The sequence below is a fragment of the Paraburkholderia sp. J10-1 genome, assembly GCF_905220165.1.
In the GTDB taxonomy this organism is placed as follows: domain Bacteria; phylum Pseudomonadota; class Gammaproteobacteria; order Burkholderiales; family Burkholderiaceae; genus Paraburkholderia.
Genome location: NZ_CAJMYW010000002.1, coordinates 33777 through 47103 on the forward strand (window position 1 = coordinate 33777; position 13327 = coordinate 47103).

The window sequence follows — 13327 nt, forward strand, 5'->3', positions numbered from 1 at the left end:
TTACTGGACCTGCGCGGACGGCTGGGTGAGCCGGCGGCGGTACGCTGTGTCGCGCGTGGCGAGCCACAAGTAAAGCGGCGTCGTGACGATGATGCCGACGAGCCAGGACAGGTCCGCGCCGTCCAGGTGCGCCGAGAACGAACCCACGTACATCGGCGTGTTCATGAACGGGATCTGCACGAGGATCCCGACTGCATAGGCGATCAGCGCTTGCGGATTGAACCGCCCGTAAATGCCGCCATCGACGCGAAAGATCGACTGAACGTCGTAGTCGCCCTTGTGAATCACATAGAAGTCGATCAGATTGATTGCCGTCCACGGCACGAGCACGACGAGCAGCGCGAGCACGAGATCGACGAAATGCCCGACGAAGTCCTTCGACGCGCCCACCGCCGCAAAGCAGCACGCGGTCAGGATGATGATCGAGAGCACCGCGCGCGACTTCGCGGTCGGAATCCAGCGATATGCGAACGTCTGCAGCGACGTGATGACCGAAAGCACGGCGCCGTACAAATTCAACGCGTTGTGACTAATCACGCTCAGCAGGAACAACACGAGCATGAATGGGCCGATCGCGCCGGTCGAGGCCTTCACCGCATCCATCGTGTCAGCGCCGGCCGGAACCGCGAGCACGGCCACCGCGCCGAATACGAACGCGAGCGTTGAGCCGAGCACGCAGCCGAGGTACGTTGCCCAGAACGTCGACGCGACGCCCACATTCTTCGGCAGGTAGCGCGAATAGTCGGAGACATACGGCGCGAACGCGATTTGCCACAGCGCGGAGAGCGACACCGTCGCGAGCCAGCCGGCGAAGTTGAAGCCGCCGCGCGTGAGGAAATCCGTCGATTGCACGTGCGTGACGATATAGCCGAAGCCCACGGCGATCCCGATGCCGAGCACCCACGTGCCGATGCGATTCAGCACGTGTATGAAGCGGTATCCGATGATGCCGATGAGCCCAGACCCGAGCGCGCCGATCACGATGCCGGCGGGCACGGGAATCGACGATTGAATGCCGTGCAGCGACTTGCCTGCCAGCACGATATTCGAGGCGAAGAAGCCGACGTACATGATGCCGGCGATGACCGTGACGAGCAGCGCGCCGCGCGAGCCGAACTGCGCGCGGCTCTGGATCATTTGCGGAATGCCCATTTGCGGGCCTTGCGCCGAATGCAGCGCCATGAGAATGCCGCCCAGCGCCTGGCCGACGATGATCGCGACAATGCCCCACATGAGATTGAGGTGATAAAGCTGCACGCCGAGCGCGCCGGTGACGATCGGCAGCGGCGCGATATTGCCGCCGAACCAAAGCGTGAAGAGATCGCGAACCTTGCCGTGCCGCTCGTTCTCGGGCACGTAGCCGATCGTGTGCTTCTCGATCAGGGGAACCGCGTTGCGGTTGTCTGCCATAACAATCTCCATTGGCTCGCCTGCGTGTTTATGAAATCGGCACGCGCGACGAAGGTGCAAAACAAGTGCAGGGCCAGGGCGAAACGACCGCCCCACTCGAAACGTTGAGCGCATTAACTGACGACAAATTTCGACTGCCAAGCATTGTTTCCCGATGTTTTGCATAGGCCAAAGCTATGCAAAAGCGGGGAAGGAGAGCGCGATGTACAGCGACAACCCTATTGAAAAGAGTGTCATCGCCCATATCGTATAATTCCGATATATGATTCGGACAGTTACGATGCAACCGCAATGAAGAACCGCACAACCCCCGCACCCCTGGATGTCGACGCGATCTGCAAGGCGCTCTCCAATCCCGTGCGCCGCGAGATCCTCGCGAGCCTGCGTGAGCCGCAGGTGCATTTCGGCGACCAGGAGCTGCCGCTCGAAAACGGTGTCTGCGCAGGCAAGATCGACGCGCATTGCCAGCTTTCGCAATCCACGGTGTCCGCGCATCTGGCCGTGTTGCAGAAGGCCGGGCTCGTCACGTCCAAACGCGTGGGGCAGTGGGTGTTCTTCAAGCGCAACGAGCCGGTCATCGAGGCGTTTATCGCCCATATGAACGCACAGTTGTGACGCCGCGGTTGTGATGCTTCAGCGACCCAACATCCGCTGAAGCCGCATCGTCCGTTTCGATTCCTGTATCGCTTTTCAGCCCGCGGGCCGCGCCCGCAGACAAGGTGACCCTACATGGCAACGCTTTTCGACCCCATCCAGATCGGCGACCTCACGCTGCCGAACCGCATCATCATGGCCCCGCTCACGCGTCAACGCGCGGGCGAAGTACGCGTGCCCAACGCACTCATGGCGAAGTACTACGCCGAGCGCGCGACGGCCGGCCTCATCATCAGCGAAGCGACCTCGGTCACGCCGCAAGGCGTCGGCTATGCCGAAACGCCGGGCATCTGGTCGCAAGAGCAGGTGGAAGGCTGGAAGATCGTGACCGACGCGGTGCACGCCGCGGGCGGCCGCATCTTCATGCAACTGTGGCACGTGGGCCGTGTGTCCGACCCCGTGTTCCTGAACGGCGATCTGCCGGTGGCGCCGAGCGCCATCGCGCCGCAAGGCAACGTGAGCCTCGTGCGTCCGCAACGCGGCTTCGTCACGCCGCGCGCGCTCGCAACCGAAGAAATCGCCGGTGTGATCGCCGCGTTCCGCCAGGGCGCGGTCAACGCGAAGGCGGCCGGTTTCGACGGCGTGGAAATTCACGGCGCGAATGGTTATTTGATCGACCAGTTCCTGCAAGACAGCACCAACCAACGCACGGACGCCTATGGCGGCTCGATCGAGAATCGCGCGCGCCTGCTGCTCGAAATCACCGACGCGTGTATCGACGTGTGGGGCGCGAATCGCGTGGGCATGCATATCGCACCGCGCGGCGACGCGCACACGATGGGCGATTCGAATCCTGCGGCGACGTTCGGTTATGTGGCGCGCGAACTCGGCAAGCGCAAGATCGCGTTCGTCTTTGCGCGCGAATCGCTTGGCGATAACCGTCTCGGGCCGCAACTGAAGGCCGAATTCGGCGGTCCGTTCATCGCGAACGAAAAGTTCTCGCTGGAATCGGCTCAGGCCGTGCTCGCGGCAGGCGAAGCCGACGCGGTCGCGTGGGGCCAGCTCTTCATCGCGAACCCCGATCTGGCGCGCCGTTTCGAATTGAACGCGCCGCTCAACGCGCCGAATCCCTCGACGTATTACGCGCGTGGTGAAACGGGCTACACGGACTATCCGTCGCTCGAAAGCGCAGCGTAAACATGGCATGTGTGCGGCTCATGGCCGCACGCTAACTGGCGGCCACGGCGCAGGCATTCCGCCTCGCCGTGGCCGTTTTTCGCTGGAAGGCCTGAAAATGCGGGGGCGCGCGCAAGCCGCCGGTAAAGTTCACACAGATCCCGCAGTCGACACACCCGCGACACTAGCGCCCGATAGGCGGATTCAATTGGTATCCCGCGCGCGGATATCCTTGAATTCAAACCCTGCCTGCCAACCCCTCCTCGCTGACCGGAGCCAAGTCATGACGAAGACCGCCGATGTTGCCGAGATCGTTCATACCATCGCCGAAGAAACCAACACGCCGGAGGAAACGGTCGCGCGCATCTACGCCGACACGCTCAATGAATATCGCGCGCAAGCACGCATCCAGGACTATCTGCCGCTGTTCGCCGCGCGCAAGACGCGAGCGACGCTCCGGCAAAATGGCACGAAGCACTAGTCGCCCATACTAGCGGCGTGCACTGGCTGCCCGCGCTAGCCACCGTCTTTCAGATTGTCTTTACGCCGGCCGAGCGAGGCCGGCTGCTCCACCCGCGTCTTTCTGAGCGGTGCGCGCCCACACCGGGCACGCACCGCTGCCCCCATTGGCCCTACCCGCCGCACTCGTCGCTCAGCGCCATCTCTTAAGGTTGGTTTAATTCTTTGCTGCAACCATAGGCTCAACCCCTGTTGAGCCGCCGGAACATCGGCGGCGTTTTTTTGTGCGGCAAGCCTAGGAGGAGCGAGGTCATGGTTGAAGACGATGTACTGGTGCACCTGCAGTCCCTGCTGCGCGACGGCGCGGCTTCGACGGTGGCGTCATGCCGGGTCTCCACACCGCTGCAGCATCCGTGGGGCCGCGCCTACCGGCTCGTCGAATGGACGACGCCGCTCGACGACAGCGCGCGCCGCCAGGTCGTGCCCGCCGAGAGCACAGCGCTCGATATCGCTCGCCTCGTCGCGCAGCACGTGCCCGGCCGCCGCATTCTGCTGAACGGCGAACCCGCTGCAGTCGAACGGCCGCGCACGCGCCGCCGCCGTGCATCGAGCGCCACGAACGCACGCGCGGCGCGCTAGAAGCGCCGCTTTCGGGCGGCGCGCACGCCGCATCTCATCTCGTCACGCCGCCGTCCCGCATGGACAGTGCCGCACGGGAAGTGCCGCACGGGAAGTGTCAAATCACGAGCCGCGCGAGCGACTCCTCCAGTTCCCCGCTCACGCGCGTCATCGGCGCGCGCAGTTCATTGCGGATCAACCCGCACGCTGCGAGCCCCGCTTTCACCGGCCCCGGATTCGGCTCCGCGAACGCCGCGCGCACGAGCGGCACAAGCGTGTGCCAGATCGCGCGCGCATCGGCGAGACGCCCTTCCTGCAACGCGCGCGCCATCGCCACGAAACGCTCCGGCCGCCAATGCGCCGACGCCGCGATCGCCCCGCTCGCGCCCGCGCACATCGCGCCGAACATGTCGATGTCCTCGCCGCAGAGCACCTGCAAACGGCCGTCGAGAATCAGCGCGAGGGTCTTGTCGAGCGAGCCGCCACAGTCCTTCACCGCGACGATACGCTCGTGCGCCGCGAGTTCGAGCAGGCTCGGCAACTCGATGCGCACGCCCGTGCGCGCGGGGATGTCGTAAATGATCAGGGGCTTGCGGCTCGCATCGGCGAGCGCGGCGAAGTGGCCGATCACGCCCGCCTGCGCCGGACGGATGTAGTAAGGCGCCGCCGCCAGCACGCCCGCGATGGGCCGCTCATTGAGCGCTGCGATGCGTTCGCACACCGCCGCCGTGTGATTGCCGCTCACGCCCGCCACGACCGGCAGGCCGCCGGCCGAGGCCAGCACGGTGGCGAGTACGTCGTCGGCTTCTGCGTCGCTTAGGGCGGCGGGTTCACCGGTCGTGCCGAGCGCGACAAAGCCGGCCACGCCGGCTTCGACGTAATGGCGCACGAGCGTGTCGAGCGCGGCATGATCGACCGCGCCGGCGTTGAACGGCGTAATGAGCGGAATCCAGATACCCGAAAACTCAGACATGACTTTCCTTTGAACTCGACCGTATGGAAGGTCCGCTCAGCGGTGCGCAGGAGGGAAGCAAGCCGGGAGTGAGGCGGAAGGCCGGGCGCCTTCGACTGGCTGTTCCGTCGCACATCTGACGGAACAGCAGACTCCGGTCAGATGAGCGGCTGTTTTTTGGATTTGGCTTTCAGCCACTCCGATGCGGCCTGCGCGAGCGACGACACCGCGCGCGTGGCGGCGGTGACATTCGGCAGATCGTGACGGAGCGGGTGACGTGGCATGTCGCGCAGTGTAACCGAGATCGCGCATTTGCGGGCGCGCGGTTCGTACTCACTCGCGCTCACTCGCGCGGCAGGACCTCGAACTGGGGCGAATCGAGCAGCAGGCTCTGCATGTCGCCGCTATCGCTGCTACTGCCGGGATCGCGCTTGGTGAGCTTGCCGTCCACCGAAGCGCCGCAGTCCATCTGCAACTGCTGGTAGTAGATGTTGCCGACCACGTGCGCGTTCGGTTGCAGTTCGACGAAGTGATCGGCGATCACGTCGCCCTCTATGCGCCCGTTCACCACGATGTCGTAGCCGTGCACGTTGCCCTCGATCGCGCCGCGCTCGCTCAACACGAGCAACGTTTTCGCGCCGGGTTTGCTGGACACGTTGCCGTGCACGCGGCCGTCGAGGCGCAGCCCGTCGGCGTATTCGAGGTCGCCTGTGATCGCGATGTCCTGTGCGATCAACGTCGCCAGCTTGGTTTGCTCGATGCCGGCTTGCGGCTTTTTCTTGTTGCTGAACATGGAAAGCTACCGTGTGGTGTGAGTGTCGATGAAGATGTGCGGCGCTCGTCGAGGCTCAGCGCGAACCGGCGCCATGGTTTCGCAGGAACACGAGTTCGGCCTGCAGCTTCGCGATGGTGGCCTGCGCGCCTTGCGCCGTGGTTTGCAGCGCGGCGCGCGCGGCGCGCTCCTGCTCGAGCCGCAATTGCGTGTCGCCGAGTTCGCGGCTCAAGGCGTCGGGCGCGACCACGGGGCAACTCGGCTCGGCTTGCGGCTTGAGCAGCCACGCCGTCACGCCCGCACCGGCCGTCGCGGCGAGCACGGCCCAAAGCGTCGCGCCACCCACGCGCCACGCAAGCGAGCGCACCGGCTGCAATTCGTAAGCACGATCGGCATTCGTATGCGTGCGCGGGGTACGTCGCGGATCAGCCATTGATGGGCGCAACGAAGAGTGCGAGATAGTCGGCGGGATTGACCGGCTGCCCGTGCACGAGCACTTCGAAGTGCAGATGCGGGCCCGTCGAGCGGCCCGTCGAGCCCACGTCGGCGATATGCTCCTCGGGCAGCACGATCTGGCCCACCCGCACGTCGATCTTCGAGGCATGGCCGTAACGCGTGACGAAGCCGTTGCCGTGGTCGATCTCGACGGCATTGCCGTAGCCCGCTTTCGGACCCGCGAAGATCACGCGGCCGCCCGCCGCGGCGAGGATCGGCGTGCCAGTCGGCGCAACGAGGTCCATGCCCGGATGAAAGCTCAGACGCTGCGTGAACGGATCGATGCGATTGCCGAACGGCGAGCCGTTGCGGCCGCCATCGAGCGGGCGGCGGCCCGGGAACGCGTCCCATGCCGCCTCGTGCTCGGCGGTGGCCTGCTCGAGTGCGGAGAGCGTCGCGGCCATGCAGTCGATTGCGCCGTTGACGGCCTTGGCGTTCGCCTGCGCGGCGGACGCCTCCACGCAGCGGCGCGGCGCGAGCGCGGGGCCGCCCTCACCGTCGGCGTCGTTGCCTTCGTCGCCCGAGCGCGCGGGCGCGGGTGCCGTTGCAGCGCCGCGAGCCGGTTGCGCGCGCAGCCGCTGGTCGAACTGGCGCAATTGCGCGAGTTCTGCCGCGAGCCGCTCGATGCGCGGATCGAGCAAGGCGATGGAGGCGTCCATGCGCCCGATTTCACCGACCACGTAGTGATGCTGATTCGCCCCGGCGGGACCGGACGCGACCGGAGCGCGCGCGAAATGGCCGATGGCCACGCCGCCGGCGAGCGCAAGCACGGCCGCCGCGCACGCCGAGGCGATCGCAGCGCGCCGCGCTGTCTCGTGCGTGACGAAGCGGACGTCGCCCTTGGTGAGATCACCGGCAGAGCTGGACCACGGCAATTTCATGGCTGGCTCCGTGAGGACCGTGCGAGTCGCACGCTCGCACAGCGGGAGCGCAATGCGGGAGGTAAAGCGGACATCTTTGGCTGCCACGGCCGGCGGACGCCGGCCCGGAAAAATTCAAAACGTCGATTATCGTGGCGTCGCAAAAAGCGCTATCCCAAATTAAGGGCCACACGGCTTGACCGGCGATTTTGCGGGCGCGGCAACGCCCCTCGAGCGCTCTTCCGACAAAAGAACTTGACTTCTCGCACCGCCGAACTAATATACGCACCGCGTACATCAACCAGAACTCACGGGTGCCAGCATGAGCGTTCCGCAACAAGCCTTCCTCCGTGACGCCATGCGGCGTCTGAACATGACCCGCGACGCATTCGCGAGCCGCATCGGCGTATCGCGTCGCGCGCTCGACACCTGGCTCTTGCCCGAGGAGTCGCAGGAATCGCGCGCCATGCCGGAGATCGTCGAGCGCTTCGTTTCGGAAATCGTCGGCAATGGCGAGCCGCGCGAAGACTATACGCAAAGCGTAGATTCGCGTTCGCTCGCGAGCCAGATGCAGTTCGAAGGCAAGCCGCAGCTGCTTTCCGTGGACCAGTTCTCGCGCGACTCCGTCGAAGCCCTGTTCCGCGTGGCCGACATCATGCAGCCCATCGCGCGCCGCCGGAAAATCTCGCGCGTGCTCGAAGGCGCGGTGCTCGGCAACCTGTTCTTCGAAGCCAGCACGCGTACGCGCGTGAGCTTTGGCGCCGCGTTCTGCCGCCTGGGCGGCTCGGTGTGCGACACGACCGGCTTCACGTTCTCCTCGATGGCCAAGGGCGAATCGATCTACGACACGAGCCGCGTGATGGCCGGCTACGTGGACGCGATGGTGATTCGGCATCCTGATCAAGGCTCGGTGGCCGAATTCGCGCGCGCGGTGAACATTCCCGTGATCAATGGCGGCGACGGTCCCGGCGAACACCCGAGCCAGGCGCTGCTCGACCTCTACACGATCCAGCGCGAGTTCTCGCGTCTGGGCAAGATCGTCGACGGCGCGCATATCGCGCTCGTGGGCGACCTCAAGTACGGCCGTACGGTGCACTCGCTCGTGAAGCTGCTCGCACTGTATCGCGGCATCAAGTTCACGCTCATTTCGCCGCCGCAGCTCGAAATGCCGGCGTACATCGTCGACAAGATCTCGACCAATGGACACGTGGTCGAGCAAACGCACGACCTGCGCGCAGGTCTGCGCGGCGCGGACGTGGTGTACGCCACACGCATCCAGAAGGAGCGCTTCGCCGACGAGTCGTTCGAAGGCTACACGCCCGAATTCCAGATCAACCAGGCAACCATGGACGAGTGCTGCAGCCCCGAAACGCTCGTGATGCACCCGCTGCCGCGCGACAGCCGCCCGGGCGCCAACGATCTTTCGACCGATCTGAACCACGATCCGCGCCTCGCGATCTTCCGCCAGACCGACAACGGCATTCCGGTGCGCATGGCGATCTTCGCGGTGCTGCTGGGCGTGGAAAATCTCGTGCAGCACTCGATGCGCGACGCAGTGTGGCGTCCGCCCGCCTACCTCGGCCCGGACGACGCCGTGTTCCACGGCATCGACTAACACTCGTTGCACTCGCAACGAAATCGGCCCGCAAGCGTCAGTCGCGCTTGCGGGCCGATTGGCTTTTGGAGCGTGTGCGCTTTACGACGTGCACACCGCAACGCACGTGAGCCCTTCGGCCTTTTCCGCCGCGTCGATCGCGGTCTCCAGCGCATCGAACGCGTGGCGCTCCACTTCGATCGCATCGAGCGGCAACTGGCCCGACTGCACGAGCGCGATCAGCGCGCGGTAGTCCGCGCCGCTGTACATGAAGTGACCCATCAACTCCCAGTTGTTGAGCATCATCTCCCCATACTTGATCGGCAAGTCCACCTCCATGCTGCCCATCAGCACCATGCGGCCATTGCGGCGCAGACTGCGCAGCGCCGATAGCGTGGCGCCCGGGTCGGTGGCGTGGCCGACCATGTCGAAGGCGAGATCGGCCCCGCCGTTCGCGGCGGCGCGGATGGCCTCCACGTCGCGCGCCATCTCGCCGCTGAGCGCCACCGTCACCACGCGACCGGCGCCGAGCTTCGTGAGCGGCGCCAGCGCCGCGGCGCGCCGGCCGAGCGCCACGACACGGCCCGCGCCGAGCGCGAGCGCATCGAGCACGGCCGCCGAGCCAAACGCGCCGGCCGCACCGTTCACCACCACGGTTTCGCCTGCCGCGAGCCGGCCGCGCCGCAGGCCGCCGAACGGCACCACGAGCTTGCCGAGCGCCGCGAGCCGCGCCGAAGGTACGTGATCGAGGCCGTCGAGCGGGAACACCGTCGAGGCCGGAAACTCGACCGCCTCGCGCAGCGTGCCGTGCGGGAAATCGCCGAGCATCGGTGCGCTGTCAGGGCTGATCGCCGTCAGCCCGATCAGCGCCTGAGCGGGCTCGCGCAGCGCTTCGTCGGCAATCCAGTAGGGGCTCAGCGCCACGCGCTGGCCTGCGCGATAGCCATACACGCCTTCGCCGACCGCAAGCACCCGGCCGATGGCGTTGGTCCCGGGCGAAAACGGCCCCGGCGGGTAGCCGTAGGGCAGCTTGCCCTGCACGTACTGGCGCGTGTAGCTCAAGAGCGGCACGGCCTCCACGCCCACCAGCAGCGCGCCGCGGCGCGCTTCGGGTTGCGGCACCTCGCGCAGCGCGAGCGGCTGGCCCGGTTGATCGAGCATCCATGCTTTCATGACTTCTCCTGGTGGAAAGGGTGTTCACGGCTGATCTGACGGATTGAACTCTAGGCGAGCGAGACGTATTCTTGAAATCAATCGCCGACATTCCACCTATCACCGTGATTGATCTCTCCGGCATCGATCTGAACCTGCTCGTGTCGCTCGACGCCCTGCTCGCCGAGTCGAACGTGACGCGCGCCGCAGCGCGCCTGAATCTCACGCAACCGGCCGTTTCGGCACAACTCGCGCGACTGCGCCAGCTCTTCGACGACCCGCTGCTCATTCCCGCCGCCACTGGCCGCGGCATGGCGCCCACGGCGCGCGCGCTCGAACTAATGGAGCCGCTGCATGCGGCGCTCAAGACGCTCGAAACCGTGGTGCGCCGCGAGCCGGCCTTCGATCCGCTCACGGGCACGCGGCGCTTCGTGGTCGCCGCAAGCGACCAGTGCGTGGCCGTGCTCGGCCTGCCGCTGATGATCGAATGGCCGCGCGTGGCTGGGCCCGGGCTGCAGCTGGCGTTCATCGCCATTGAATCCGGTTCGCTCGCGGAGCGTTTCGAGCGCGGCGAAATCGACTTGCTGCTCGGTTCCGCGCAGCAGGTGCCGCCCACGCTGAAGGCCAGAAAGCTCTACGACGAACGTTTCGTCGTGGCGCAGCGCAAAGGGCACCCGCGCGGCGGCACCGCCTTCGACCTGGACAGCTATTGCGCACTCGAGCACGTGCTCGTTTCCACGAGCGGCGCGAGCTTCTTCGGCTTCATGGACGAGCATCTCGAAGCGCTTGGCCGCCGCCGCCGCGTGGCGCACTCGGTGCAGCACTTCACGCTCGTGCCGGAGGTGCTTGCACGCACGGATTACGTGGCGACGCTGCCTTACCGGCTCATCGCGCGCTACCGGGACCGCGTGGACCTGTTCGAGCTGCCGTTCGAGGCACGCGGCTTTTCGATGCATGCGGCATGGCATCCGCGCAATCACGCCGACCCCGCGCTAGTGTGGCTGCGCGAAACCGTGGCCGCGTTGACTACCGGCGGCATGGTTAGCGATCCTCTCGATTGAAACGCGTGCGCAATTCGTCAGTCGATTGCTTCGACGAACAACCAGGCGAACCCAGGAAACCCCAGGAAAGCGACCGCATGCGCGCCAGCTATACTGCATGAGACGTCAAAAAAACGGCCGCGCCGCCACACCCAGGCACGGTCCTCACGCCGCTGTCCCATCGTCGTTTCCTGCTTGCCCGCTACTTGCGAAGCCATGCTGACTCCAGACGAAATCCGCGCGGTCCCGCTTTTCTCCACGCTCCCCGAAGCCGAACTCGAGCGCCTCGCCCAAACCTCCGCGGATCTGCATCTGAATCCCGGCGAATACGCCGTGCATGAAGGCGGCGAGCGCGCGCTGTATGCCGTGCTGTCCGGCAAGATGGAGGTCGTGAAGCTGTTCGACGGCGTCGAGCGCACGCTTGGGTGGCGCTTGCCCGGCACGATCTTCGGCGAGGTGCCGCTCGCGCTCAGCTCGCCCTTTCCGGGCGCGTATCGCGCGGCCCTGCCCTCGCGCGTCATGCGCGTGGATGCGCAGCACTACTACTCGCTGGCCGCCGCCTCGTCCGACGTCGCCACGCGCATGGGCGCGCTCGCGCGCGAACGCATAGGCGGCTTGCAGGGCCTTTCCGCTGAGCCGCCGAAAACGCGCGTGACGCTCGTAGGCGCGCGCTGGGACCCGGCCTGCGCGAATCTGCGCCAGTTCCTCGCGCGCAACCAGATCAGCTGCGAGTGGATGACGCCCGATGCGCCCGAACTCAAAGCGCGCTGGAGCGGGCCGTGCCCCGAAGAGCAGGACTGCCCGACGTTACGTCTCGCCGACGGCACGCTGCTAAGCCGCCCCGCGACGCGCGACCTCGCGGAACGCCTCGGGCTGCAAACCCAGCCACGCCTCACGGAGTACGACACGCTGATCATCGGCGGCGGCCCGGCCGGGCTTGCCGCCGCTGTCTATGGTGCGTCGGAAGGACTCCGTACCATTGTGGTGGAGCGTGAAGCGCCGGGCGGCCAGGCCGGCACCTCGTCGCGCATCGAGAATTATCTGGGCTTTCCTGGCGGCATTTCCGGCGACGAACTGGCGAGCCGCGCATTGCAGCAAGCCAGGCGGCTCGGCGCGGAGATCCTCGTCACGCGCGCCGTCGCGCGTGTGGATACCGCCGCGCGCGAAGTCCATCTGGACGGCGGCGACATGGTGCGCGCGCACACACTCATTCTCGCGACGGGCGTCACGTGGCGGCGCCTGGCGATCGAGGGCTTCGACCGCTTCATCGGCAAGGGCATTTATTACGGCGCGGCGCGCAGCGAAGCGAGCGGAACGCACGGACTCGACGTGTATCTGATCGGCGGTGGCAATTCGTCGGGACAGGCCGCGCTGTACTTCGCCAATCATGCGCGCGCCGTCACGCTCGTCGTGCGTGGCGAATCGCTCGAGAACAAGATGTCGCGCTATCTCGTCGAGCAGTTGGCCGGCAAGGAGAATGTGCGCGTCGAGCTGAATTCCGAAGTGGTCGGCGTGCACGGGGAGACGCATCTCGACGCCATCGACGTGCTCGACACGGCCAGCGCAAGCGTGAGCCGGCGCGAATGCGGCGGCCTGTTCGTGTTCATTGGCGCCGACGCGGAAACGGGCTGGCTGCCGCCCGAGATTGCCTGCGATAAACGCGGCTACGTGCTGACCGGCGACGATGCCGTGAAAGCCGGGCGCTGGTCGCACCGCCGCGATCCTTACCTGCTCGAATCGAGCGTGCCCGGCATCTTTGCCTGCGGCGACGTGCGGCTGAGCCCGGTCAAGCGCGTGGCCTCCGCCGTTGGTGAAGGCAGCATGGCGATCGCCTTCGTGCATCGCTACCTCCAGGAAGACCGCGCGTAGTATCTCGCAGAACAGATCGCCGCTCGCGATCTTTCAATACGCTTTTTTCCTCTTGCAGCACGGCATTTCTGTCCACTGCGCCAGCTTCGCGCCGGGCTGGCGTCAGTCATGGGACAGCGTTGCGCCATCAAGCAATGTGCAGCGAAAAATTCACACGCAAGCGCTTTACTTTCGGGTTCGAGAAGTGCAATTTGCAGTTCTGCCATGCCCGGCTGAGCGGCCGCGGCATTGGAATTGCTGCACGAAAGACGCACCCCGCTGCGCGAAAAAGCCCTGCGCAACCCCGCGCGGCCAGCGCCTGAAGTCCCGCGTTTGAAGTCCCCGGTTCACGTTCCG

Annotated in this window: 13 protein-coding genes and 1 pseudogene; 7 read left to right on the forward strand and 7 right to left on the reverse strand. The window is 65.9% G+C overall.

The window, feature by feature from the left end; all coding sequences use genetic code 11:
* Positions 1-1410, reverse strand: coding sequence for a cytosine permease (locus tag U5A65_RS07000; RefSeq protein WP_321945908.1), 1410 nt, complete (start codon positions 1408-1410; stop codon positions 1-3).
* Between the two features lie 291 nt (positions 1411-1701).
* Between U5A65_RS07000 and U5A65_RS07005 the strand changes: the two genes are divergently transcribed.
* From U5A65_RS07005 to U5A65_RS07020, 4 genes and pseudogenes are all read left to right on the forward strand, one after another.
* Positions 1702-2025: a metalloregulator ArsR/SmtB family transcription factor gene (locus U5A65_RS07005; protein WP_321916037.1), complete on the forward strand. Its 324-nt coding sequence runs from the start codon at positions 1702-1704 to the stop codon at positions 2023-2025.
* Positions 2026-2139: 114 nt separating this feature from the next.
* A complete protein-coding gene (locus U5A65_RS07010) occupies positions 2140-3201 on the forward strand; it encodes an alkene reductase (RefSeq protein WP_321916038.1) in 1062 nt (353 codons plus the stop codon).
* Between the two features lie 262 nt (positions 3202-3463).
* On the forward strand, positions 3464-3661 hold the full coding sequence (locus U5A65_RS07015) for a DUF3562 domain-containing protein (protein ID WP_158760939.1): 198 nt from the start codon (positions 3464-3466) through the stop codon (positions 3659-3661).
* Between the two features lie 290 nt (positions 3662-3951).
* Positions 3952-4182 (forward strand): annotated as a pseudogene (locus U5A65_RS07020) (DUF2866 domain-containing protein); the annotation flags it as partial.
* Between the two features lie 193 nt (positions 4183-4375).
* Here the strand turns inward: U5A65_RS07020 and dapA are convergent.
* The 4 genes from dapA to U5A65_RS07040 all read right to left on the reverse strand — a co-directional run bounded on the left by dapA (position 4376) and on the right by U5A65_RS07040 (position 7357).
* A complete protein-coding gene (gene dapA, locus U5A65_RS07025; RefSeq protein ID WP_321916039.1) occupies positions 4376-5230 on the reverse strand; it encodes a 4-hydroxy-tetrahydrodipicolinate synthase in 855 nt (284 codons plus the stop codon).
* A gap of 322 nt (positions 5231-5552) precedes the next feature.
* Positions 5553-6002 (reverse strand): polymer-forming cytoskeletal protein, encoded by a 450-nt coding sequence (locus U5A65_RS07030; RefSeq protein ID WP_321916041.1) that lies wholly within the window; start codon positions 6000-6002, stop codon positions 5553-5555.
* A 55-nt stretch (positions 6003-6057) separates the two neighbouring features.
* Complete coding sequence (locus U5A65_RS07035) at positions 6058-6414, reverse strand: hypothetical protein (protein ID WP_321916042.1); 357 nt, start codon at positions 6412-6414, stop codon at positions 6058-6060.
* Positions 6407-7357: a M23 family metallopeptidase gene (locus tag U5A65_RS07040; protein WP_321945909.1), complete on the reverse strand. Its 951-nt coding sequence runs from the start codon at positions 7355-7357 to the stop codon at positions 6407-6409. The genes U5A65_RS07035 and U5A65_RS07040 overlap by 8 nt, the downstream gene beginning before the upstream one ends.
* A gap of 301 nt (positions 7358-7658) precedes the next feature.
* On the opposite strand from U5A65_RS07040, the gene U5A65_RS07045 reads away from it, so the two are divergent.
* Positions 7659-8951: an aspartate carbamoyltransferase gene (locus U5A65_RS07045; RefSeq protein WP_321916044.1), complete on the forward strand. Its 1293-nt coding sequence runs from the start codon at positions 7659-7661 to the stop codon at positions 8949-8951.
* Between the two features lie 81 nt (positions 8952-9032).
* Here U5A65_RS07045 and U5A65_RS07050 read toward each other — a convergent pair whose 3' ends face one another.
* A complete protein-coding gene (locus U5A65_RS07050; RefSeq protein WP_321945910.1) occupies positions 9033-10103 on the reverse strand; it encodes a zinc-binding dehydrogenase in 1071 nt (356 codons plus the stop codon).
* A 71-nt stretch (positions 10104-10174) separates the two neighbouring features.
* Here U5A65_RS07050 and U5A65_RS07055 point away from each other — a divergent pair, with 71 nt between their 5' ends.
* Positions 10175-11143 (forward strand): LysR family transcriptional regulator, encoded by a 969-nt coding sequence (locus U5A65_RS07055; protein ID WP_321945911.1) that lies wholly within the window; start codon positions 10175-10177, stop codon positions 11141-11143.
* A 17-nt stretch (positions 11144-11160) separates the two neighbouring features.
* Here the strand turns inward: U5A65_RS07055 and U5A65_RS07060 are convergent, their stop codons facing one another.
* Positions 11161-11340, reverse strand: a complete 180-nt coding sequence (locus tag U5A65_RS07060) for a hypothetical protein (protein ID WP_321945912.1) — start codon at positions 11338-11340, stop codon at positions 11161-11163.
* On the opposite strand from U5A65_RS07060, the gene U5A65_RS07065 reads away from it, so the two are divergent.
* On the forward strand, positions 11339-12991 hold the full coding sequence (locus tag U5A65_RS07065; RefSeq protein ID WP_321916047.1) for an FAD-dependent oxidoreductase: 1653 nt from the start codon (positions 11339-11341) through the stop codon (positions 12989-12991). The two genes, U5A65_RS07060 and U5A65_RS07065, sit on opposite strands and share 2 nt — an antisense overlap.
* The last annotated feature ends 336 nt before the right edge of the window (positions 12992-13327 follow it).